23 protein-coding genes are annotated in these 22825 nt (G+C 67.4%); 8 read left to right on the forward strand and 15 right to left on the reverse strand.

Annotated elements, in window-relative coordinates:
• Window positions 1–131: 131 nt before the first annotated feature.
• Complete coding sequence (locus C5F75_RS33975; protein ID WP_258048627.1) at window positions 132–974, forward strand: Crp/Fnr family transcriptional regulator; 843 nt, start codon at window positions 132–134, stop codon at window positions 972–974.
• Between the two features lie 78 nt (window positions 975–1052).
• Here C5F75_RS33975 and C5F75_RS33980 read toward each other — a convergent pair whose 3' ends face one another.
• The 5 genes from C5F75_RS33980 to C5F75_RS34000 form a co-directional block, all read right to left on the reverse strand.
• Window positions 1053–1376 carry a RebB family R body protein gene (locus C5F75_RS33980; protein ID WP_104013369.1) on the reverse strand — a complete coding sequence of 108 codons (324 nt, stop codon included), beginning with the start codon at window positions 1374–1376 and terminating at the stop codon, window positions 1053–1055.
• Between the two features lie 196 nt (window positions 1377–1572).
• Window positions 1573–1929, reverse strand: a complete 357-nt coding sequence (locus C5F75_RS33985; RefSeq protein WP_059574947.1) for a RebB family R body protein — start codon at window positions 1927–1929, stop codon at window positions 1573–1575.
• 190 nt (window positions 1930–2119) lie between these two features.
• Complete coding sequence (locus C5F75_RS33990) at window positions 2120–2452, reverse strand: RebB family R body protein (protein ID WP_059574945.1); 333 nt, start codon at window positions 2450–2452, stop codon at window positions 2120–2122.
• Window positions 2453–2532: 80 nt separating this feature from the next.
• Window positions 2533–3171: a hypothetical protein gene (locus tag C5F75_RS33995; protein ID WP_104013370.1), complete on the reverse strand. Its 639-nt coding sequence runs from the start codon at window positions 3169–3171 to the stop codon at window positions 2533–2535.
• A 224-nt stretch (window positions 3172–3395) separates the two neighbouring features.
• Complete coding sequence (locus C5F75_RS34000; protein WP_258048629.1) at window positions 3396–4445, reverse strand: SEL1-like repeat protein; 1050 nt, start codon at window positions 4443–4445, stop codon at window positions 3396–3398.
• A gap of 535 nt (window positions 4446–4980) precedes the next feature.
• Between C5F75_RS34000 and C5F75_RS36990 the strand changes: the two genes are divergently transcribed.
• Together C5F75_RS36990 and trpS are read left to right on the forward strand one after the other, a co-directional pair.
• Window positions 4981–5136 (forward strand): hypothetical protein, encoded by a 156-nt coding sequence (locus tag C5F75_RS36990; protein WP_167351636.1) that lies wholly within the window; start codon window positions 4981–4983, stop codon window positions 5134–5136.
• A 209-nt stretch (window positions 5137–5345) separates the two neighbouring features.
• Window positions 5346–6359 carry a tryptophan--tRNA ligase gene (trpS, locus tag C5F75_RS34005; protein ID WP_059575188.1) on the forward strand — a complete coding sequence of 338 codons (1014 nt, stop codon included), beginning with the start codon at window positions 5346–5348 and terminating at the stop codon, window positions 6357–6359.
• Between the two features lie 110 nt (window positions 6360–6469).
• Here trpS and C5F75_RS34010 read toward each other — a convergent pair whose 3' ends face one another.
• From C5F75_RS34010 to C5F75_RS34025, 4 genes are all read right to left on the reverse strand, one after another.
• Entirely contained in the window at window positions 6470–6883 is a 414-nt protein-coding gene (locus C5F75_RS34010; protein ID WP_089466103.1) for a VOC family protein, read from the reverse strand.
• 93 nt (window positions 6884–6976) lie between these two features.
• Window positions 6977–7897 (reverse strand): bestrophin family protein, encoded by a 921-nt coding sequence (locus C5F75_RS34015; protein WP_104013371.1) that lies wholly within the window; start codon window positions 7895–7897, stop codon window positions 6977–6979.
• Between the two features lie 165 nt (window positions 7898–8062).
• Entirely contained in the window at window positions 8063–9070 is a 1008-nt protein-coding gene (gene cydB, locus C5F75_RS34020; protein WP_059574936.1) for a cytochrome d ubiquinol oxidase subunit II, read from the reverse strand.
• Window positions 9071–9072: 2 nt separating this feature from the next.
• Window positions 9073–10473, reverse strand: coding sequence for a cytochrome ubiquinol oxidase subunit I (locus C5F75_RS34025; protein ID WP_059574934.1), 1401 nt, complete (start codon window positions 10471–10473; stop codon window positions 9073–9075).
• A 424-nt stretch (window positions 10474–10897) separates the two neighbouring features.
• Here C5F75_RS34025 and fdhD point away from each other — a divergent pair, with 424 nt between their 5' ends.
• From fdhD to moaD, 5 genes are all read left to right on the forward strand, one after another.
• Window positions 10898–11770 (forward strand): formate dehydrogenase accessory sulfurtransferase FdhD, encoded by an 873-nt coding sequence (gene fdhD / locus C5F75_RS34030; RefSeq protein WP_059574932.1) that lies wholly within the window; start codon window positions 10898–10900, stop codon window positions 11768–11770.
• Window positions 11767–12981 (forward strand): molybdopterin molybdotransferase MoeA, encoded by a 1215-nt coding sequence (locus C5F75_RS34035; RefSeq protein WP_059574930.1) that lies wholly within the window; start codon window positions 11767–11769, stop codon window positions 12979–12981. Before fdhD ends, C5F75_RS34035 begins: the two co-directional genes overlap by 4 nt.
• Window positions 12982–13198: 217 nt before the next feature.
• Entirely contained in the window at window positions 13199–14323 is a 1125-nt protein-coding gene (moaA, locus tag C5F75_RS34040; protein ID WP_059574928.1) for a GTP 3',8-cyclase MoaA, read from the forward strand.
• Window positions 14324–14370: 47 nt separating this feature from the next.
• Window positions 14371–14943 carry a molybdenum cofactor biosynthesis protein MoaE gene (locus C5F75_RS34045; protein ID WP_059574926.1) on the forward strand — a complete coding sequence of 191 codons (573 nt, stop codon included), beginning with the start codon at window positions 14371–14373 and terminating at the stop codon, window positions 14941–14943.
• Between the two features lie 51 nt (window positions 14944–14994).
• Window positions 14995–15252 (forward strand): molybdopterin converting factor subunit 1, encoded by a 258-nt coding sequence (moaD, locus tag C5F75_RS34050; protein ID WP_059574924.1) that lies wholly within the window; start codon window positions 14995–14997, stop codon window positions 15250–15252.
• A gap of 141 nt (window positions 15253–15393) precedes the next feature.
• On the opposite strand, the gene C5F75_RS34055 is transcribed toward moaD, so the two are convergent.
• The 6 genes from C5F75_RS34055 to C5F75_RS34085 form a co-directional block, all read right to left on the reverse strand.
• On the reverse strand, window positions 15394–16818 hold the full coding sequence (locus C5F75_RS34055; protein WP_104013372.1) for an aminotransferase-like domain-containing protein: 1425 nt from the start codon (window positions 16816–16818) through the stop codon (window positions 15394–15396).
• Window positions 16819–17131: 313 nt separating this feature from the next.
• Window positions 17132–17569: a hypothetical protein gene (locus C5F75_RS36575; RefSeq protein WP_143328777.1), complete on the reverse strand. Its 438-nt coding sequence runs from the start codon at window positions 17567–17569 to the stop codon at window positions 17132–17134.
• Between the two features lie 75 nt (window positions 17570–17644).
• Complete coding sequence (locus tag C5F75_RS34065) at window positions 17645–18565, reverse strand: hypothetical protein (protein WP_060009258.1); 921 nt, start codon at window positions 18563–18565, stop codon at window positions 17645–17647.
• A 312-nt stretch (window positions 18566–18877) separates the two neighbouring features.
• Window positions 18878–20614: a site-specific integrase gene (locus C5F75_RS34075; RefSeq protein ID WP_059574914.1), complete on the reverse strand. Its 1737-nt coding sequence runs from the start codon at window positions 20612–20614 to the stop codon at window positions 18878–18880.
• Window positions 20615–20747: 133 nt separating this feature from the next.
• Window positions 20748–22016 carry an MFS transporter gene (locus tag C5F75_RS34080; protein WP_059574912.1) on the reverse strand — a complete coding sequence of 423 codons (1269 nt, stop codon included), beginning with the start codon at window positions 22014–22016 and terminating at the stop codon, window positions 20748–20750.
• A 15-nt stretch (window positions 22017–22031) separates the two neighbouring features.
• Window positions 22032–22820 (reverse strand): peptidylprolyl isomerase, encoded by a 789-nt coding sequence (locus C5F75_RS34085; RefSeq protein WP_059574910.1) that lies wholly within the window; start codon window positions 22818–22820, stop codon window positions 22032–22034.
• Window positions 22821–22825: the final 5 nt, after the last annotated feature.

Here is a 22825-nt window from a genome sequence, read left to right on the forward strand (position 1 = left end):
TATTATGAACGGAAATTTTAATTAGCCGGCATAGCCCGATCCGTCGTTTCAGGTGCGCCGCCGGACCTGACTGAATAACGGCATTGCGATGAACAAGAACGACTACCGCCGCGATGCGTCCGTGCGTCGGCATGCTGCTTCCCGTGTCGGTCGATCAAGCGCGCTTGCCGCCGGAGCGCCGCCCTGTCCGGACTGCTTGCCGATTATTTCAATACTTTCATTATTCATTTTTCACGCAATGCCAGAGGCAGCGTTTTTCGCTAGGTGGCCGCATCGTCAAACAACCTCGCGCGGAAACCATGCCTGCCCTTGCTAACGCTCAAACGCTGCGCAATATACCGATACTCGCCGGCCTCCCGGAAAGCCTGATCGCCCACATCGAGCGGCACGTGACGCCCTGGCCCGAACACGGCAATCGCCTGTTGTTCTTCAAGGGCGATCCGGGGGATTTCGTCGCGTTCGTGCACAGCGGCCGCGTCTACAAGACACTGCACGAACCCGGCGGGCGCGAGATCATTCTCGGCCACTCGATGCCCGGCGAACTCATCGGCGAAAACACGCTGATTCGCGCGCACCGGCGCAGTTTCACCGCCCAGTTGAGCGCCGACTGCCGCATTTCGCTGCTGTATCGCCAGTACTTCGCGCCGCTGCTGGCGAACGCGGAATTCATGGGGCGCATCCATGATCAGCTGTGCCGGCACCTTCACCAGTTGAGCGACTTCGTCGAGTCGGCATGCCTGTACCGGGTCGAAGCACGGCTCGCGCGCCATCTGCTGAACCGCATGCAAGGGAACGATCTCGAGGTGCCGCTGCCGGAGAACCAGAGCATCCTCGCCGCGATGCTCAACGTCAGCCGGCCGCGACTGAACAGCAGCCTGCGGAAGATGCAGCGCGACGGCCTGATCCGGCTACACGAACACGGCGTGACGATTCAGAAACCGGAGCAGCTCCGGACCATCGTCGACGCCAATTGATGCCGCGGCAAGCGCGTGCGTCGCGCAGCGCCGCCGGGCGGACGGATGCGCGCCGGGTCATGCGGCGCGCGGTGAAGGTCAGCCGCGCCCGTGACCGAGGGCGTTCATCAACTGCGCGACGGCGGCGAGTTGCGATACGAAGCTGTCGCTCGCCGAGCGCGCCGCGCCGGCCGCCGCCGCCGGCGACCCGGCATAGAGCTGCATGACGCCGACGGTCGTGGCGGCAAGGTTGGACATCGCCTGGTTCGCCTGCATCTGCACCGCGTTGTGAAGCAGGATCGCGGACGCATGGCTGTTCGACTGCATGAGCGTGCCCAACGCCACGGCGGGCGCTTCGCCCACCACCTTCACGTTGGCTTGCGTGACCGCATCGGTCATCGCGGGAGAAACCTGTTCCGGCATGTCGTTGCTCCTGGTTGGTTCGCCGCTGACACGCTGTCACGGCGAAAGCATGAGTGGGTCGGTCGCTGCCGCGTGCGACACGGCGCCGCCGATGCGCCCGCTGGGGCCCGCTTGCGCGGGCGTGTCGACACGGCGTCCGACGCCGGGCGGCAGCACCCGATGGGAGCCGCCGCCCGGCGTCCGCGCCAGTGATGCGTCAGGCAAGCGCCTTGCCGAGCGCCAGCACGTCGGCCAACACGGAAAGCACGCCGTTCGAGCCGATTTCCGTCGCGGATGCGCCGGCGCTCGCCGGCCCGAGCGTGTACAGCTGCATCGTGCCCACGTTCGTCGAGGTCGGCAGTTGCACCGCGGACTGCGACTGCTGCTGCACCGCGTTCTCGAACAACACGCTCAGCGAGTGGCTCTGCGCCTGGTACAGCGAACCCGTTGCCATCGCGGGCGCTTCGCCGACCACCTTGACGTTGGTCTGCGTGACCGCGTCGGTGATCGCGGCGTTGACCGCGCACGTCGTGCAGTTGCAGGGGTCTTTCGGATCGTCTACGTCGTTTGCCATCGTATTTCTCCTGATTGGCGAACGGGCGCCGCATCGAATCGGTGCTGCCCGTTCTGTCGATTGCTCCGGAACACCGCGCGGCACCGCTGTTCAGGCGCCGGCGGCCATGCTGCCGACTCGCGGCACGGCGGTGGCATGGGCGGCTCACGCCGCTTGCGCCGCCGCTCGACCACGGCGTTGCGATGGCGCGTCAGCCCTTGACTGCCTTCCCGATCGCGATCACGTCGGCCAGAATCGAAATGATCCCGTTCGCGCCGATTTCCGTGGCGGCCGCGCCCGCGCTTTCCGGCCCGATCGTGTAGAGCTGCATCGTCCCCACGTTCGTCGACGTTTGCGACTGGATCGCGGCCTGCGACTGCTGCTGCACCGCGTTCTCGAACAGGATGCTGAGCGAATGGCTCTGGGCCTGGTACAGCGAGCCCATCGCCATTGCCGGCGCTTCCGCGACCACCTTGACGTTGACCTGTGTGACCGCATCGGTAATCGCGGGATTGACCTGGCACACTTGACACGTATCAGCCATTTGTTGCTCCTTGGTTCACGTAGTTGAGAGGTCGCACTTCGGGGCCGGCCGGTTTCGCGTTCGGCCGCATGACCCGCGTGCTACTCCATGGACGCTGCGCCGGGCGTATCGTGAACGGCAGCGGTGGGTTCGGCCGGTTCGGCCGGGCCGGCGCCGATGGTCCGCAACCGGTCCTCCATCGCGTCGAGCCTGACGGCGAGCCCTCCAGCGAGCCGTTCGGCGAGCGCATCGCCGTATTGCCGGAAGCATGCTTCGATTTCCTGCCGGATCAGGCCCGTCAGTTGTTCCCCGATCATCGTCAGCGCCTCGCGGGTGCTGTCGTGAATCTCGACCGCGCCGGACGCCTGCGCGTCGCCCGCCGGCTCGTGCGCGTCGAGTACGCCCGATACTTTCCGCTGCTCCGACGCGAGCATGCCGAGGGTCGTCTCGTTCTGCGTATCGATCGTCTGCAGGATCCCGCGCATCTTCTCGTACGCCTTTTGCTGGTTGAGCTGCAGGAAATGCTTGATCTGTTCGCGCGCCTCTTGCCGCGTTTTGAATTGCGGCAATGGAGGCTTCGCGGCGCCCGCCTGCGCGGCCGGGCCGCCGGCGGGCGGCGGCGGGTTCCCCTGCCGGCTCGGCAGCCGCTCGAGCAACGCCTGTTCTTCGGGCTCGAGCGGCCGTCCGAGTCGCTTCTCCGCAAGCTGCCGCAGCAGCGGGGTCAGTTCTTCAGTGCTCATGGCTCACCCCTCCTCGCCGGTCGCTCGCGGCGCGAGTACGTGCGGTTCGGGTTCGGATGGACGCCGCGTCACGGCGGCCTCGTCGGGGTGCTGCAATGGATATCGCATGGTGTTCTCCGGGAAAGGGACGTGCGACGGCCTTGCCGGAAATGTCGGCAGGACCGCTGCAAGGACGAACCGTGCGACGGGGATGTGAAATCGGGAGGCGGGGCGGGCGGTGTGTGTCAGGTGAGCCGGTAACCACCGACAGGAGCGGCCGTCGTTTCCGCTCGGGGAGGATCGGCGGCTTGCGGCTTCTCCGGCGGCATGTAGCCATCGGGCACATGCACGCGGCCCGTACGCGACGACGCGGGATGCGCCGCGGGCTTGACCGGCGACACCGGCGCGGACGTCTCCGTCTCCGCCTTCGCCGCGTCGATCAACGTCTCCTTCTTTCCGTCCCACCTGGGCAGCTTGGCGGGCGGCAGCGGCACGACCTTGTCCAGATTCGGCAGACGCAGGCCGGGGTCGCGCTCGAGGCGATCGGCAAGGACACTGTAGCGCTCGGCGCGGGCTTCATCCTTGACATGGCCGACCAGAGCGTCCCCCTTGCCAAACGACGCACTCAACCACCCCGCACTCTCGGCATTACCGAATTTCACACCCGTATGCAGCGTCTGGAGTGCGCGTTCGTTGTTCTCGCTCAACTCGGCTCGATCGCCGGCAATCGTCGTTCCCAATTCATATGCGGCAAGTCCGTTGCCCTGCGCAACCGCACATTCAAGCATCTGGAGTGCGATCTTGCGGTTCCCCCAGAAGCCCGCCTTCGGGTCGTCATAGAGCGCGTCCATCTTGCCGCCCAGATACGCCATCGCACTCGGGCTGCCCATATCGGCGGCCAGTTGCCAGAATGCATAGGCGCGGCTGGCATCCTGCCTAACGCCCATCCCGTTCATGTGGTACGTGCCCATCAGGTCGTAGGCTGCCGGAATGCCGAGTTTCATCGCCTGTTCGGTGATCTGAACGGCATGTTCCGCATCACGTTCCACACCCTGGCCCTGAGCGTAGGCATTCGCCAGATTCAACATGGCTTTCCAGTGCTTGCGCTCGGCCGCCTTCGTCCACAAGTCGACAGCGCCCTTGTAATCGCGCTGGTTCGGCCACAACAGCGAACTGGTCAGCGCCATTGCTTGCTGATTCCAGCGATCGGCCTCTGGCTCGACAGGCGGCGCGACGGAAGATTCGTGCTTGCACGCAAATGCCCCGCGATGCGGATTGAAGGCAGTCAGCGACATATTCCGAGGGAGAACATCGTTCCTCGAACAGGCTGTACACGCGAAGAACAGGAAAACAGAAACCAATTGCATGAAGCCAATACGGTTGGCAGCAGTCGGACGTAATTGATTTCGCACGATTTCGAATACCCACGCAAGAAAAGCGAACCCATTATCGCCCGCTCATTATGGTGCCCACGCGCGCGACCAGCGCGTCCATCCGGTTTTTTCCGGGTGATATCATTGGCCCCGGCAATCGCACCCGACCGAGAAATACTGCGGCCTCGGCTTGGCTCGCAGACCGAACGCGACGCGATCCATTCGGGCCATTGCCCTACAATTCCTGACTGTGCGCACCGCCCCGAACTGGTAGCATGCGCACCGCTTCGCACGAAACGATGCGTTCGCGGAACACATGATCGTTCCCCTTTAAATGCCCGCGCGTGCCCCGCCGCACGGGAAGCCAGATTGAGCCCCATTTCCCCGCAACACCCCGGCCTCGCCCCGCGCGACCCGTTGCAGTAACGTTGGAGTGGCGCACCTCGCGCCTGCAAGCATGAAGAAATCGAAGCAGCCCATCCATTCCCCACGCGACAAGGACCGCACGCCGCTCGTACGCGCCGGCGCGTGGCTGCTGATGGCCGGCCTGCTGTATCTGCTGTGGCCGTCCGCCGAAACCGCCTACCTCGCGATGGAGTCGGTGATCCGCTGACGCGCACGTCCCCCGACGCACTACGCTATACTGCCGCGATGGAAACCCGACCCGCCTCGCCGATCGTGCATTGCTGGTGGCGCGCCTGACCCAGGCGGCCCGTTTCCTTTTGCATGTCCCAAACGTGATGCCGCCAGCGATGGCGGCATTCGCGTTTCTGCGCCGACATCATGGCTGGCGGCCTCGACAACCCGGAGCCAACGACGACCATGACTCACCCCGCCCGCCCGACCATTCTCACCGGCGACCGCACGACCGGCCCGCTGCATCTCGGCCACTACATCGGCTCGCTGCGCGCACGCGTGCAGATGCAGCACGAAGCGCGGCAATTCCTGCTGCTCGCCGACACGCAGGCGCTGACCGACAACATGGGCCGCCGCCAGCGCGTCACCGAGAACGTGATCGAGGTCGCGCTGGACTACCTCGCCGTCGGCATCGATCCGGCGATCTCGACGATCGTCGTGCAATCGCAGGTGCCCGAACTCGCCGAGCTGTCGCAATACCTGCTCAATCTCGTCACGGTCGCGCGCCTCGAACGCAATCCGACCATCAAGGAAGAAATCCGCCTGCGCGGGTTCGAGCGCGACATCCCGGCCGGCTTCCTCACCTATCCGGTGAGCCAGGCGGCCGACATCACCGCGTTCAAGGCGACCCACGTGCCGGTCGGCGACGATCAACTGCCGATGATCGAGCAAACCAACGAACTCGTGCGCCGCTTCAACGCGACCGTCGAGCAGCCGGTGCTGGTCGAATGCGAGGCCGTGCTGTCGTCGGTCACGCGGCTGCCGGGCATCGACGGCAAGGCGAAGATGAGCAAGTCGCTCGGCAACGCGATCACGCTCGGCTCGACGCCGGACGAGATCGCGCAAGCCGTGAAGGACATGTACACGGACCCCAACCACCTGCGCGTGAGCGACCCGGGCCAGGTCGAGGGTAACGTCGTGTTCACGTTCCTCGATGCGTTCGAGCCCGACGTCGCGAAGGTCGACGAACTGAAGGCGCACTATCGCCGCGGCGGCCTCGGCGATAGCGTGGTCAAGCGCGTGCTCAACGAGCGGCTGCAGGCGCTGATCGAGCCGATTCGCGCGCGCCGCCGCGAATTCGAGGCCGACAAGGCGGAAGTGATGGCGATCCTGAAGCGCGGCACGCTGCATGCACGGGAAGTGGCAGGCGCGACGCTCGCGGAGGTGAAGGGTGCGATGGGGTTGACGTATTTCGACTGATACGTTCCGGCGGCATGCGTTGACCGTCGGCATGCCGAGTAAAGCGATATCGCTCGGGACGTGGGACTCCCACGCAGTCGAAAACTAGCGGCCGCCGGGCCTCACCTCCGTCACGTCCGCTCGCGCCCCGCCCCCGCCGCATGACACACGGCCTCGATCCGGTTGCCGGCCGGATCGACCAGGAAAGCCGCGTAGTAGTCGCCGTGGTACTGCGGCCGCAAGCCCGGGGCGCCGTCGGACTGGCCGCCCGTCGCGAGCCCTGCGTCGAAAAATGCATGTACCTGCTCGCGGGAAGCAGCCTTGAAACACCAGTGCCGCTTGCTCGCCCCGATTTCGGCGGGGTCCAGATACACCGCCAGAAAAGTCGACTCCGGGTCATTCGCGCTGCAACGTTCACCATAGCCGAGCGCGTTGGGCCGGTCATAGACCTTGGTCGCGCCCAGCGCAGCCATGACGGCATCGTAGAAGGGGCGTGCCAGGTCGATGTCCGGAACACTGATCGACACGTGATCGAGAAGTTGCATGGTATGGGCTCCATTGAACGAGCCCGAGTCTACACAACCGTTCCCGGCCCGGCCGATCAACCTTACCGACGACTGCACTACCGACCGCGCCGCCTACGTGATCTGATACGTCGACGCCGGCACGAACTCCTCCGGCATCGGCCGATCGCCGAGTTCGAGCACCGACCGCTCGATCGTGCGCGTGATCGCATCGAGCGCGAGCGCATTCGGCGCGAGCCCGAACGGTTCGGCCACTTCGTTCGCGATCGCTTCGAGCGCGATCAGCGTGTACGAGATGAACACGCAGATCAGCGGCGTGAAGAACTCCGTCGAATCGACGAGCCCGAACGGCAGCAGCACGCAATACGCATACACGGTGCGATGGAGCAGCACGCTGTACGAAAACGGGATCGGCGTCGACAGGATGCGCTCGCAACCACCGATCGACTTGCCGAGCTCGTCGAGTTGCGTCTCGAACATCCAGCAGGCCGTGTCGCTGCCGGGCGCGCGGCCCAGCGCACGGACGATCCCGCCGCGCAGTTCGTCGAGGATCGCGACCGGCTTGTAGCATTTGCCGCCAAGCGCCGCCGCGCGTTCCGCCCCGAGAATGCGCTGCAGATCCGCGGTCGGATCGGTATGACGCAACTGATGCTTCAACGCATACGCGAGCGCGATCAGCAGGTCGGCGAGCCGGTTGCGCTCGGCGTCGCTCACGCTGTCGGGCAGGTAGCGATGCAGTTGCGACGTCACCGCGCGTGCGGCGATCAGCAGGTTGCCCCACAGATGCCGCGCTTCCTTGAAGCGCTCGAAGCTCGCGTTGTTGCGAAACCCGAGGAAGATCGCGAGCGCGAGCCCGAACAGCGTGAACGGCGCGGTGTTGAGCGGAATCTTCTCGCCGAAGATGCGCCCGTTCGTGAAGACCGCCAGCGTGCTGACGATCGCCATGAACACGAGCTGCGGAATGATCGATTGCAGCACGGAGCCGTTCCATACGAACAGCATCCTGAGCCAGTTCTGTCGTGGTCTGACGATCATGATGTTTTCTCGACTGCCAAAGGAATGCGCAACGCAGCCCGTTGCGCCCGCACCCGATGCGCAACGGCCCGCGCGTGGCGGGCCGCTTTCTGTCGGGCACCGTGCCGGGCACCGCGCCGCGCGTGATGATACGCGAGCGCCGCGCCCTGTCACCTCGCGTGCCGCTCAGTGATAGCCGATGTCGCCCTCGCGCACCTTGCCGCGAAACACGCGATACTGCATCGCGTTGTACACGAGGATGATCGGCAGCACGATGACGGTGCCGACCAGCGCGAACAACTGGCTCGAATGGCTCGACGACGCGTCCCAGATCGTCAGCGACGGCGGCACGATGTTCGGCCAGATGCTGATCACGAGCCCCGTGTAGCCGAGGAACACGAGCGCGAGCGTCAGCAGGAACGGCGTGGCCTCGTGCGCACGCTTCACCGCGTGGAAGATGCCCCACACGCATGCGACGACGAGGACCGGCACCGGCAGGAACCAGCCGAGGTTGCCGCTGCCGAACCAGCGGTGCGCGACGGCCGGCAGCCCGATCACGGTCCACAGGCTCACGACGCCCATCACCGCGAGCAGCACGCCCGTGAGCGGCTTCATCAGCAACCGCATCTTGCGCTGGAGTTCGCCGTCGACCTTCAGGATCAGCCAGCCGCAGCCGAGCGTCGCATAGGTGACGAGCACGCCGATCCCGCACAGCATGCTGAACGGCGACAGCCAGTCGAACGGCCCGCCCACGAAATGGTTGTTCTCGATCTTGATGCCCTGCAGCAGCGAACCGAGCACGATCCCCTGGCAGAACGCGGCGAGCGCCGAGCCGCCGATGAACGCCAGATCCCACATGTGCTGCGTGCGGGTGGCTTTCGCGCGCAGCTCGAACGCCGCGCCGCGGAAGATCAGCCCGACCAGCATCAGCACCAGCGGCAGGTAGTTGGCCGGCAGCAGCGTCGAATACACGACCGGAAACGCGCCATAGAGGCCCGCGCCGCCGAGCACGAGGAACGTCTCGTTGCCGTCCCACACCGGCGCGACGGTGTCGAGCATCACCTGGCGCTCGGCCTTCGCATCGAAAAACGGAAACAGCAGCCCGATGCCGAGGTCGAAGCCGTCCAGCATCACGTAGATGAACACGCCGAGGCCGATGATCGCGGCCCAGACGACAGGAAGATCGATGTGCATGGTTACTCCGCCTCGGTGACGTTCAGCGGCGTGGACAGCGCGCTCTTGCGCAGCCCCGGATGCCGGTGCAGCTCGATGTACCCGGCCTGGGCGGCCGGCCCGCGCTTCATCAGTTTCATCATGTAGTAGATACCCGTTCCGAATACCAGGAAGTACACGACCACGAAAATCAGCAGCGATACGCCGACCTGCTGCGCGGTGAGCGGCGCGACCGAATCGATGGTGCGCAGCACGCCGTACACGGTCCACGGCTGGCGCCCGACCTCGGTCGTGATCCAGCCGGCCAGCAGCGCGACGATGCCCGACGGCCCCATGCACACGACGAGCCACTGGAACCAGCGCGTCTCGTACAGGCGCCCGCCCTTTCTCAGCAGCAGCCCGAGCAGCGCGGTCAGCAGCATCAGCATCCCCAGGCCGGCCATGATCCGGAACGTCCAGAAGATGATCGGAGAATACGGGCGATCCTGCGGCGCGAATTCCTTCAGCCCGCGGATCTCGCCGTCCCAGCTGTGCGTGAGGATCAGGCTGCCGAGGTGCGGCACCTGGATCGCATAGCGCGTGGTTTCGGCCTGCATGTCGGGCAGCCCGACGAGGTTCAGCGCGGTGCCGCCCTTCTCGGTTTCCCACAGCCCCTCGATCGCCGCGATCTTCGCCGGCTGGTATTCGCGCGTGTTCAGCCCGTGCGCGTCGCCGACGAAGATCTGGATCGGCGCGAGCACCAGCAGCATCCACAGCGCCATCGAGAAGCTGCGCTTCACCGGCTCGTCGCGGCGGCCCTTCAGCAGGTGCCACGCGCCGCACGCGGCGACGATGAAGCCCGCGACGATGAACGCCGCGATCGTCATGTGCGCGAGCCGGTACGGAAACGACGGGTTGAAGATCACCTTGAACCAGTCGACCGGCACGACGAGGCCGTTTTCGATCTTGTAGCCTTGCGGCGTCTGCATGAAGCTGTTCGACGCGAGAATCCAGAACGTCGAGATCAGCGTGCCGACCGCGACCATCAGCGTCGCGAAGAAGTGCGCGCGCGGGCTGACGCGCTGCCAGCCGAACAGCATCACGCCGAGGAAGCCGGCTTCGAGGAAGAACGCCGTCAGCACTTCGTACGTGAGCAGCGGCCCCGTGATGTTGCCCGCGACGCGCGAGAACCCGGACCAGTTGGTGCCGAACTCGTACGCCATCACGACGCCGGAGACCACGCCCATCCCGAAGCCGATCGCGAAGATCTTCGACCAGAACTGAAACATGGATTTGTAGGCGGCGTCGCCGGTGACGAGATAGCGCCATTCCAGCACTGCCAGAAAGCTCGCCATGCCGATGCTGATCGCGGGGAACACGATGTGGAACGACACCGTGAATGCGAATTGCAATCGGGCGAGATGGAACGCATCGAAGATTTCCATGACCGTAATTTGCTCGTGGTTTGTGAGGACGTACGCTCGAAGCAGGAAATCGCGCGACGGCTTGGCGGCGACACATGCGAACGCAACCGGTCGCTCGCACGGCATCGAAGCGTGAATGACGATATCGCGTTTGCAACGATACTCGCAATCATTCGGACGTGCGCTGAAACTGTGATGCCCGCTCCGCCAAAGATGTGTGCACGGAAAACACTTTCCGTGCCGGCGGGACGCTCAGCTGTACTGCTTTCCCCGTTGCGGCGCTGTACCTGCGGTGCGCTGTTCGCTCCACTTAACATGTGATGCAACGCCAGCCCGCGGCGGTCGCGCGCCCTTCGGCGCCCCGCCCGGCGGCATCGATTCCCGTCGTTCGGCGCATGCGCCGAGCCCGGCCGGCCCGCCGGCCGCCCCGCCTGGAGAAACCTGCATGGAGTCCTGCATCCGCCGCGACGATCCGACCGGCAGTACCGCGTGTCGGGTGACGCGCCATCGTGCCGGCGACGCGCGCGACACCGTCGATCGCGTCGTCGACGAGACGCCGGTTGCACTCGTGTTCAACGGCATCTCGCACACGGTCATGATGGCGACGCCGATCGACCTCGACGCGTTCGGCCTCGGCTTCGCACTGAGCGAAGGCATCGTCGAGCGCGCGTCGGACGTCTTCGATATCGAGAGCGAATGCCGGCCCGGTGGCGCCGAAGTGCGGCTGACCGTGTCGCAGCAGGCGTTCATGGCGCTGAAGGCGCACCGCCGCGCGCTGGCCGGCCGCACGGGCTGCGGCGTGTGCGGCATCGAAAGCATCGCGCAACTCGACCTGCAGCCGCCGCGCATCGCCGCCGCCGGCGCGGCCGCGGGCATCGGCGCCGACGCGATCGCACGCGCCGCTCGTGCATTGCCGGCCCGGCAGACGCTGATGCGCGAGACGGGCGGCATCCACGCGGCCGCGTGGTGCGACCGCGACGGCGCCGTGCTCGACGTGTTCGAGGACGTCGGTCGCCACAACGCGCTCGACAAGCTGATCGGGCAGCTCGCGCGCCGCCGCGCCGACTGGAGCGCGGGCTTCGTGTTCCTGTCAAGCCGCGCAAGCTACGAACTGGTGCGCAAGGCCGCGCGGGTCGGCATCCCGATGGTCGCGACGATCTCGGCGCCGACGTCGCTCGCGATCGACGTCGCCCGCGAAGCCGGCGTGCGGCTGCTCGGCTTTTGCCGCAACGACGGCTTCGTCGAATACGTGTCGCCCGCTGTCGCGCCCTTCCACTCAACGGCGCCCGCACCGGCGCACCCGGCCCATTCGTCATGAAACACCTGCTCGATTTCGATACCGCGCAGCAGCAATTCGCCGGCGCGTTCGCGCCGCTCGACAGCACCCGGTCCGTGCCGATCGCGCAGGCAGCCGGCCACGTGCTGGCCGCGCCGCTGACCGCGGTGCTCGACCAGCCGCCGGCCGACCAGAGCGCGATGGACGGCTATGCCGTGCGGCACGTCGACCTCGCGCACGGCGAGCCGCTGCGCGTCGCACAGTGCTGCTATGCCGGCGACACGCCCGCGCCGCTCGCACCGCGCACGGCCGCACGCCTCTTCACCGGCAGCCTGATTCCGCCCGGCGCCGACACCGTCGTGATGCAGGAGCATGCGCGCGAACAAGCGGGCGACGTCACGTTCGACGCGCCCCAACGCAGCGGGTCGCACATCCGCCGCCGCGGCGAGGAAGTGCGCGCCGGCGATCGGCTCGTGCCGGCCGGCGTGCGGATGGGCGCGATGCACGTTGGCGTCGCCGCCGCGCAAGGGTTCGCGCGCATCGACGTGCGTGCGGCGCTGCGCGTCGGTATCCTGACGACCGGCGACGAGTTGATCGCGTGCGGCCAGCCGCGCGCGCCGCAGCAAATCTACAACAGCAACGCGCCGATGCTCGGCGCGCTGGTGGCGGGCACCGGCGCCGACGTCGCGATGAGCGTGCACGCGGCCGATACGGCGGCCGCCGTCGATCGGGCGCTGCGCGACCTGCACGCGCAGTGCGACCTCGTGATCTGCGTCGGCGGCGCGTCGGTCGGCGACAAGGACCTGCTGCGCCCCGCGCTGGCCGCACTCGGCGCGTCGCTCCTCGTCGCCGGCGTGCGCATGAAACCCGGCAAGCCGGTCGCGCTCGCACGCCTCGATGCGCGGCCCGTGGTGCTGCTGCCCGGCAATCCGGGCGCCGCGATGACGGCGTTCGCGCTGTTCGTCGCGCCGCTGATCCGCCGCCTGCAAGGGCGCGACACGTGCCTGCCGGCCGTGCCGTCGCTGCCGATCGACACCGGCTTCGAGCCGGATGCGCAGCGCGATCGGTTCGTGCGCGTGTGCTGTACGGTGGGCGCCGACGGCGCGCCGGTGCTCGACACGTTGCGCCAGCAAGGCGCCGGCACGCTGCAGTCGCTGGTGCAGGCCAGCGGGCTCGCGCGGCTGCCGGCCGGGAGCAGCATCGCGCGCGGCGACGCGGTACCGTATTACGAATTCGCGCGCTGGCTCGCATGAGCACGACGCCGAATACCCGCCCCATGCGGCGCCTTCGGCCGATTCGCCGTGCGTGCCGAACCTCCCGCGCGGCGAACTGTATTCCTGCCATTCGGGCGCGATTGTGTCTCTGCCGACGAAACCCGGCGGACTATGCTCACGATGAGGCTCGTCACGACCTGTGCGCCGACACGTCGGCACCCGCACGGCCGGGCGGCGACGCCCCTCCGCTTACTTCATGCAGGCCGACGACCCGATCGTGAATGCCATCGTTTCCGCCGCGCCGGCCGCCGCCGCTTTATCCGGCGGCGCGTCACCCGGCGCTTCTCCCCGCCCGTTCGACACGCTCGGCCGCCCGCTGCGCGACATGCGCCTGTCCGTCATCGACCAGTGCAATTTCCGCTGCGGCTACTGCATGCCGCGCGAGAGCTTCGGCGCCGACTACGCGTTCATGCCGTCGTCCGAGCGATTGTCGTTCGCGCAACTGGAAAAGATCGCGCGCGCCTTCACGTCGCTCGGCGTCGAGAAGATCCGCATCACGGGCGGCGAGCCGCTGCTGCGCCGCCACCTCGAAGCGCTGATCGAACGGCTTGCCGCGCTGACGACCGTCGACGGCAAGCCCGTCGAAATCGCACTGACGACCAACGGCTCGCTGCTCGCCGCGAAGGCACGCACGTTGCGCGACGCGGGACTGACGCGCGTGACCGTGAGCCTCGATGCGCTCGACGACACGGTGTTTCGCAGGATGAGCGACGCCGACGTGCCCGTCGCGCGCGTGCTGGCCGGCATCGAGGCCGCGCAGGCGGCCGGGCTCGCGCCGGTCAAGGTCAACGCGGTGATCGAGCGCGGCGTGAACGACGACCAGATCGTGCCGCTCGTGCGGCACTTCCGGCATACGGGCGTGGCCGTGCGTTTCATCGAATACATGGACGTCGGCGGCGCCAGCTTCTGGTCCGGCGACAAGGTGGTGCCGGCCGCGCGGATGCGCGAGCTGATCGACGAGCACTATCCACTCGTGCTCGTCGGCGAACCGGGGCACGACGCCACCGCGATCCGTTGCGCGCACATCGACGGCGCCGGCGAAGTCGGCTTCATCGCGAGCGTGTCGCATCCGTTTTGCGGCACCTGTTCGCGCGCCCGCGTGTCGGCTGACGGCCAGCTCTATACGTGCCTGTTCGCGACGCAGGGCACCGACCTGCGGCCGTGGCTCGACGAAGCGACGTCGACCGCCGACCTCGCCGCCGCCGTGCGCGAACGCTGGACGCGACGCGACGACCGCTATTCCGAGCGCCGGGCCCTACGGCCGGCCCGCGCGCCGGGCAAGACCTATCCGACCGTGCGCATGTCGCTCGTCGGCGGCTGACGGGCCGCCGCGCGATACAGGATGCGCCGCCCACTGGAGAACCTGTCATGACCACTTTCACCGAATCCCGCGCCGGGCTGCCGGACGATCCGCTGCGCGCCGGCAGCTCCGCGCCGCCCGTCGACCCGACCGAACCCTACCCCGAAGCGGCGCCCGCGATTGCCGCCGGCTTCGAGGTGCGCGTGCAGCATGCGCCGATCGACGCGGGCGCGGAACTCGCGCCGATCGTTCGTAATCCGAATGTCGGTGCGGTCGTGAATTTTCTCGGGGTCGTGCGCAAGGAAGGCGATGTGGACGACGTCGTCGCACTGGAAGTCGAGCACTATCCGACGATGACCGAACAGGCGCTGTGGAGCATCGTCGAGGAAGCGACCGCGCGCTGGCGGCTCGAAGCGGTCAGGATCGTGCACCGCGTCGGCCGCATTCCGCTCGGCCAGCCGGTCGTGCTGGTCGTGGTGGCCGCCGCGCATCGCGCGTCCGCGTTCGACGCGTGCGAATTCCTGATGGATTTCCTGAAGACCCATGCGCCGTTCTGGAAGAAGGAGATCCGGCACGACGGCGAATCCGGCTGGGTCGAGGCGAAGGCGCGTGACGACCAGGCGATGCGACGCTGGGGCTGATTGCGTTCGCTTCGCGTTTCCGATTCCGCCGCTCCTGCTCGAGACATCCCAATGAAACTGACGATCAAATACTTCGCAAGCATTCGCGAACGACTGGCAATCGACGAAGAAACCGTCGAGATCGATGCCCGCGAACTCACCGTCGACGCGCTGCGCGGCACGCTAGCCGCGCGTGACGCGCGCAGCGCCGAAGCACTGCGGATGGACCGCCCCGTACGCGCGGCCGTGAACCTCGAAATGGTGACGGGGGAATTCGTCGTGCGGGAGGATAGCGAGGTTGCGTTCTTTCCGCCGGTGACGGGGGGATGACGGGACGCGCGGGGACGCGGGCTCGCATGCAGTCGTTTCGACGCGACGACCGCGAACGCGGTCGTCGGCGCCGGCCGGGAAAAACAAAGCCGGCACGAGGCCGGCTGTGTCATCGAAGCGCGGCGTACCGCGCGCGTCCATTCACCGCATGCATGCCGTGGCCAGCTTCCCGACCGTGATCACCGCCTGCTCGATCTCCGGCGACCACGGGCTACTGTAGTTCAGCCGGATGAAGTTCCGGTAATTGTCCGTGATCGAGAACATGTAGCCGGGCCCGATCGTGATCCCCTGCTCCAGCGCGAGCTGATACAGTCGCATCGCATCGACCTGCGCGGGCAGCTCGACCCACAGCACGTACCCGCCCGCCGGGCTCGAAATGCGCGTGCCCTCCGGAAAGAACCGCGACACCATCGCGCGCATCAGGTTCGCCTGCTGCGCATACGCCTTCCGGATCCGCCGCAGGTGATGCTCGTAGCCGTCGCGTTCGAGAAACTCCGCGATCGCCAGTTGCGGCAACGACGGCGTCGCCAGCGTATTCAGGAATTTCAGCTTCTCGACCTGATCTCGGTAGCGGCCCGGCAGCGCCCAGCCGATCCGGTACGCGGCCGTCAGGCTCTTCGAGAACGACGAGCAATGCAGCACGATCCCGGTCCGGTCGTAGGATTTCAGCGAACTCGGATGCGTATCGCCGAAATACAGTTCGTTGTACACGCCGTTCTCGATGATCGGCAGGTCGGCCTTCGTTGCGAATTCGACCAGTTCGCGTTTTCGCTCGTCCGGCATCTGAAAGCCGAGCGGATTCTGGAAATTCGGCATCACCATGCACGCAGCGATCGGCTGCGACTTCGCGATCGCGGCCAGCGCCGCGATGTCGATCCCGTATTCCGGATGCGTCGCCACCTCGATCGCCTTCATCCCCATCCGCTCGATCGCGTGCAGCATCGCGTAGAACGTCGGTGATTCCACCGCGATCGTGTCGCCCGGCTTCGCCACCGCCTGCAGGCACAGGTTGATCGCCTCCGTCGCGCCGACCGTCACGATGATCTCGTTCGGGTCCACCGACATCCCGTTTTCCAGGTAGCGGCGTGCGATCTGCCGGATCAGCCGCGGATGGCCCGGCGGTAGCCCGTCGGTCACGCCCCACAGCGACTTGTCGCGACCGGCCGCGTACGCATAGCGGTTCAGTTTCTCGAACGGGAACAAGCTCGGGTCCGGATACGGCGAACCCAGCGGCACCGCGTCGTCCGTGCCGATCGAGCGCAGCGTCGACAGCACGAGCCGGCTCACGTCGACCGACGACGAGATCGCGATCGGCTTCGACGGCCGCAGCTCGCGCACCGGCGCATGGCCGTCGTCGCGCCGCAGGTTCACGAAATAGCCGGACTGCGGCCGGCTTTCGAGCAGCCCGCGGCTTTCCAGCAGCAGATACGCGTGCAGCACGGTCGTGATGCTGATCCGGTGTTGCTGGCTCGCCTGCCGCACCGACGGAATCCGATCGCCGTGCCGGTACACGCCCTGGCGGATCAGGCGCTCGATATCGTCCGCGAGTTTTTCATAGAGTTTCATCGTGCGTCTCCTGCCGGCACGCGCCATCGCACCGCTTCGCCGTGTGCGTCCCATACGCACGTGTTGCAGATGTTTCGCCCGCCGACCGGGCCGCCGTGATTCCTGATCTTTCCCTCCGGTTTTGCCTTTTCCATCGCACTGGCTCTCTCTTGAAGATGCGCCGGCAGGGTTCCGATACGGCTGGATCTGCAGCACTGTGCACTTGATGGTGGAATCTTAAGAGAAGAACAGTTGGCGGCGAGTACACACATCGAGCGCGCGAACAAGAGTACAGTTCGGCGCGAATCGCGCATCGCGGGGGGAACTGTACGTCTTATGAAATGGCCGGACGGCCGGTTGGCCAGCACCGCGCGGCCGAATCGGCCCGGGATGCCCGCCCACGCTTCACCGGCACGGCGCGCGCCGGGGCGCCGTTGCCGATCGGCGGGCGCCATTCGGTGGTGTTTTCGGAAGTCGCGCGTGCGGTCGACCTGCTCGTCAGCGTGTCCGTGTCCACGTTCGCGCTCGACGACGATGCGCCCCGTACGGCGGCCGGTGCCCGCGCGACGAATCCGGTCCGCCAGCGCGATATCGGGACGCAACGCTGGCGCCGCCTGAACCGCTTGTAGGATTTACCACCGGGTGTGATGGCGCGACAGCGCAGGCAGGTGCTGTCGTCGTATTCGTCGAATCGGTTGCGCACGGCAAGATCTCGTTCGACGAGCGCGGCGACCTGATCAAGCCGCCGTACACGCTGTTCCGTGTCGAACAAGGACAGTGGCGCAGCATTCGCACGGTCGGCGGCGCGTCGAACTGATCGACGCCGAGCGGCAGGCGGCAGGCGGCGTCATCGCGCCGTCTGCTGCCGCTGCACCTCCTGCGCTTTCATCTGCAGATACGCGCCGCGCTCCACTTCATGCAGTTGCTGCGGATACTGCTCGGTCGCGTCGAACCAGCGCGCGAGGCGCTGGTCGAGCGGCTTGTCGAGCGTCGCGAGGTAGGTGTCGATCGCGAGGTAGTAGCGCATCGTGTTGCGCTCCAGCAGCCCGCGCACGCCGCCGATGTACTGCGGCTGCGCGGCCGACGCGCCGCTGGCGGGCGTGAACCCGACCTTGTCGCTGCCGACCGTCGCGAGGTAGGTCTTCATCGCCATCCGGCCGACCGTGCCGAAACCATACGAATACGTGAGGTGCAGGAACGTGCGCGACGCGCCGACCGGCACGGCTTCGAGCGCAATCCGGTAATCCTTCGTGCCCATCGGGCCGCTGTCGGCGGTCAGGTCGACCTGGAAATAGTCGGGCGTCGCGGCCGCCACGCGATAGCGGAACTGCACGCGATAGGTATCCGACAGCTTTTGCTCGACCTTGCGGCCGAGGTTCACGTCGAGCACCGGGCCGTTGCCGCCGCTCGACGCACGACAGTACTTCGTGTTCAGGTGCAGGATCAGCACCGCGCACCAGTTCGCGGGGCCTTGCGCGGGATCGTTGAGCTGGCCGTTCACCACCGCGAACGGATAATCGACGACCGCATAGATGTCGCCCTTCAGCGAAGACGACGCTTCCGACGATTCGAGCACCACCGGCCGGTGAAACGCGTTGTCCTTCAGTTGCGCGCCGAGGCTGCGATAGCGCTCGAGCAGCGCGGCCGCGCCGTTCGCGCCCTCCGCGCCGAACGACAGCGCGCTCCATCCCACGCACACGGTCACGACGAGCGCGCGCCAGGCGCGGCGCGCCAGCCGCGTGCCGCGCGAAGCTCCGGATGTCTCCATGTTGGTACTCCCTGGCGCACGATGGTCGCGCGCATGTGTCACAGAATACGCCTGCCTGCTATGCGGTGCGGCATGCGGCGCGTTCGTCATCGGCCGCGCTTCACCGGCAGCGGCAAGCGCGCGGCGGTGATCCGGATCGGCGTCGCCAGCCATGCGCGATCGTCCCGGCGATCGCCGAACAGCTTGCGCGCCGATACCGTACCGGCCGCCGCGATCTGCTCGACGATGAAATCGACGTACCCTGGCTCGATGCCATAGCGATCTCCGGAATCGAAAATTCGTCTGACCTGCGTCGATGCCGTGCCGTTCCACTCATTTGTCGATACCGAACGCGCTCGACATCTGCCGTGCCCGCTTCACGTCGTCGCCATGCAGATAGATCGACGTCGTCGAGATCGACGCGTGCCGCAGGTTGTCGCGCACCGTCGTCAGCTCCGCGCCGCGCGCCAGCGCGTGCGTCGCATGCGTATGCCGCATCCAGTGCGGGCTCGCCTGGCGCAGCTTGTGCGCGAGCGCCGGGTTGTCGGCTTCGACGGCATCGGCCGTCTGCGCGAAGAAGCGCTGCATCACCTTCCACAGCCGCACGCTCGTGATCGCGGCCGCGTCGTCTTCCGCGAGGCTCGGAATCAGCGGCGTATCGGGCCGCCAGCGCGCCGGCGTGACCGGCAACCGGCGCGCGACCAGATAGCGATCGAGCGCCGTGCGCGCGAGCGGCGGCAGCGCGACGCGGGCGGCCTTGCTGCCCTTGCCGACGACCTTCAGCCACGCGTCGCCGTGCGCGTCCGTCTCGATGTCGCCGAGCGTCGCGCCGACCAGTTCGCTCGCGCGCAGCCCGGTCGCATAGCCGAAATCGAGAATGAAGCGCAGCCGTTGCGCGGCGGCCGGCGTCCAGCCCGACCGCGGCGCACCATCGGCCGTGCGCTTGCCGAATTCGAGCCCGTCGGCGATCGTGCGGACCAGCAGCCACTCGCCTTCGGTGAATGCATGCGACGTATCGAGTGCGGTCACGCCGCGCGTGTCGCGCACCTTCACGCCCGCGAACGGATTCGCGAGCAGGTAGCGCTGCTCGATCAGCCAGCGGAACAGCGCGCCGAGCACCGACAGCGTATACGCCGCCGATCGCGCGGACAACGCACCCGAGAACGGCCGCCAGTCGGGCGCGCCGCGCGGCCGCACGGGCCCGACCCAACGCTCGTGCGGCGTCGGGCGGCGGATGAACGCGCGATAGGCGAGCGCGTCCTCGGTCGTCAGCGACGACAGCGCGCGGCCGCGCTCGACGATCGCCCACAGGATCAGCCGCTCGGCCTCCTTGCGGTACGCGCGCCGCGTCGCGGCCGATTCGTGCAGCGACAGCCACGCGTGCACGGCCGCGTAATCGTTGTCCGCGTCGAGCGTGCAGGTCGCGCGCGGCGCGCGGAACGTGCCGGCCGAGCCGTCGACTTCGTGCGGCAGCTTCAATTGCTCCCACGGCACGATGCTGCCGCGCGGCGTCGCGGCGATCAGCGCACGCGCCCGTTCGGTCAGGTCCGGATGCGCGGCGAAGAACGCCTCGATGCGCCGCGCGCCGGCCATGCCGAGGCCCGCGATCGTGCGCCACCACTGGCGCCGGCGCGGAATCCGCACCGTCAGGTCGGCGAGCGTCGCGATGCCGTGCGCACGCAACGCAACGACCGCGCGTGCCGGCAGCCACAGGCCGACGTCGTCGCCCATCTGCGGGACCGGTGCGCGCGCATGACGCAACTGGCCGATCGCGTCGGTGGCCGCTTTCGCCTGCCGCAAACGCTCACCGTCCGGATGGCCGAGCCGTTCCGCGAGATCGGGGCGGCCGACCTGCCGCGCGACGCGCACGAGGCGGCGGCGAATCGCGCCGATCACGCCGCGCGCCGAGCGCCCGTCGCCGAGCCGGTCGGGCAGATAGCGCTCGACGGCCTGGCGCACGGCCATGCCCGCGTACCACGCGCGCAGTGCGGCCAGTTCGTCGGCGTCGGGAAAGCCTGCGGGCGCAGGCGTGGAATCGGGGGAAAGCTGTGCAGTGAGGCGCGGTTTCATGGGCGCCAGTTTGACAGAAGCGCGGGCGGCCGGGTACGTCGCGCGCGAACCTCCAGAACGCAACGATGCGCGTGCGCGACCCCGAACCCTCCTCCGGGCATCACGCGAGCGCATCGGACCGTTCGAACCGACCTCAACCCGTGACGACAGGCGTGCGGCGCACTTCGGACAGGTAGATGAGAATCAGCGACACCCACACGATTCCGTACAAAAACATGAAGCAGGTCGTGCGCACGCGCAGCAGGTCGAGCAACATGCCGAACAGGATCGGCAGCAGGAAACCGCCGAGCCCGCCCGCGAGCCCGACGATGCCGGTGACGACGCCCATATTGTCCGCGAAATCGTCGGCGACGTACTTGAACGTCGAGGCCATCCCGAGCGCGAACACCGCACCGAGCACGAAGGTCAGCGCGACGAAGCCGGCCACCGGCATCGCGACGTTCAGCGTCGCGGTGCCGTCGATCGTGTGGATCACGAAATCGGTCGCCGGATACGACAGCAGGAACAGCGCGATCCACGCGACCCACAGCCCCCACCACGTGACCGCATGCGCGCCGAAGCGATCGGACAGCGCGCCGCCGAGCGCGCGCAGCACGGAGCCCGGCAGCGAAAAGCCGGCCGCAAACGCGGACGCCATCACCAGCGACATCCCGTATTCGCTCTTCAGGTACTGCGGGATCCACAGCGACAGCGCGGTGAAGCCGCCGAACGTGATCGAATAGTACTGGCAGAGCCGCCACACGCGCGGGTCGCGCAGCACCTTGAACGAATCGAGCATCGATCCGCCGCGCTTGCCCGCGCCCGGATCGGGCGCCGACGCGAACCAGAAGATCAGCGCCGTGACGAGCAGCGCGACCGCGTAGATGCGCGGCACGACGCGCCAGCCGTACGCGTCGAGCAGCACCGGCGTGACGAACAGGTTGACCGCCGCGCCGCACGTCCCCGCGCCGAACACGCCCATCGCAAGCCCGCGCCGCTGCGGCGGGAAAAAGCGCGCGACATACGGCGTGCCGACCGCGAACGACGCACCGACGCAGCCGAGGAACAGCCCGATCAGCAGGAACTGCCACAGCTGCGTCGCGTAGCTGACGACATAGACGGGCACCGCGCACACGACGAGCAGCACCGTCATCACGATGCGACCGCCGAAGCGGTCAGTCCAGGTGCCGAGCGGCAAACGCATCAGCGCGCCGGTCAGCACCGGCGTCGACGTGAGCATCCCGAACTCGGTGCTGTTCAGGCCGAGATCGGCGCGCAGTTGCACGCCGAGCACGCCGAACATCATCCACACGACGAAACACACCATGAATGCGAGCGTGCTCGCGGCCAGCACCGACCACGCGCGCAGCGGGACGGCCGGCGCGCTCACGACCGGCCCGGCGTTACCTTGTTGAGTTGCCATACGTCAACCTCGTTTTCATTGGACCAGCGGCCCGTTCGCACCGTCGAAGGTCACGCCTTCGACCCGTGCGCCGCCCGCGAGAATCGCCACGTACTGCCGCATCGCCTGCTGCCGTACGCGCGCGGCCAGGTGCGCGGCGATCTGATCGGCTGCTTCGTCGAACGGCACCGCATCGCCCGGCACGCGGCGCTCGATGCGCACGATGTGGAAGCCGAAGCGCGTGTTGACGAGCTTCGGCAGCACGCCGATGCTGTCGGTGTCGAACAGCGCGGCCTCGAATTCCGGCACCGTGTCGCCGCGCAGCAGTTGCCCGAGGCTACCGCCGACTTCGGCCGACGGACAGTTCGACGATGCGCGCGCGACCGTCTCGAACGTATCGGGCGCGGCCACGATGCCGGCGAGCGCCCGTTCCGCGCGCTGCCGCAGCGGCGCGAGCGGCACGCGGTCCGTCATCGCGAACAGCACGTGGCTCGCATAGACGATGTCGTTGCGGCGAAAGCGCGCCGGATGCCGCGCGTAATAGCGCTCGCACGCCTCGCGGTCGGGGTCGGGCACGTGTGTGAGTTCGCGTCCGAGCAATGCGTCGACCGCCGCGTCGTCGAGCGCCGCGCTTTCGTCGAGCAGCGCGAGCGACACCGCGCGCTGCCGCAGCAATTCGCGCACCGCGAGCGCGCGCCGCGCCGCATCGAGCGGATCGGGCGCATCGCCGTGATGCGCGGCTTCGGCCGCGATCGCGTCGTTGCCGATCGCTACGCCGTTGACCGTGAGCGGCGCCGTGACGACTTCGGAGAGAACGTCGTTCATGCAGC

Source organism: Burkholderia anthinoferrum, from assembly GCF_002925705.1.
Lineage (GTDB): Bacteria > Pseudomonadota > Gammaproteobacteria > Burkholderiales > Burkholderiaceae > Burkholderia > Burkholderia semiarida.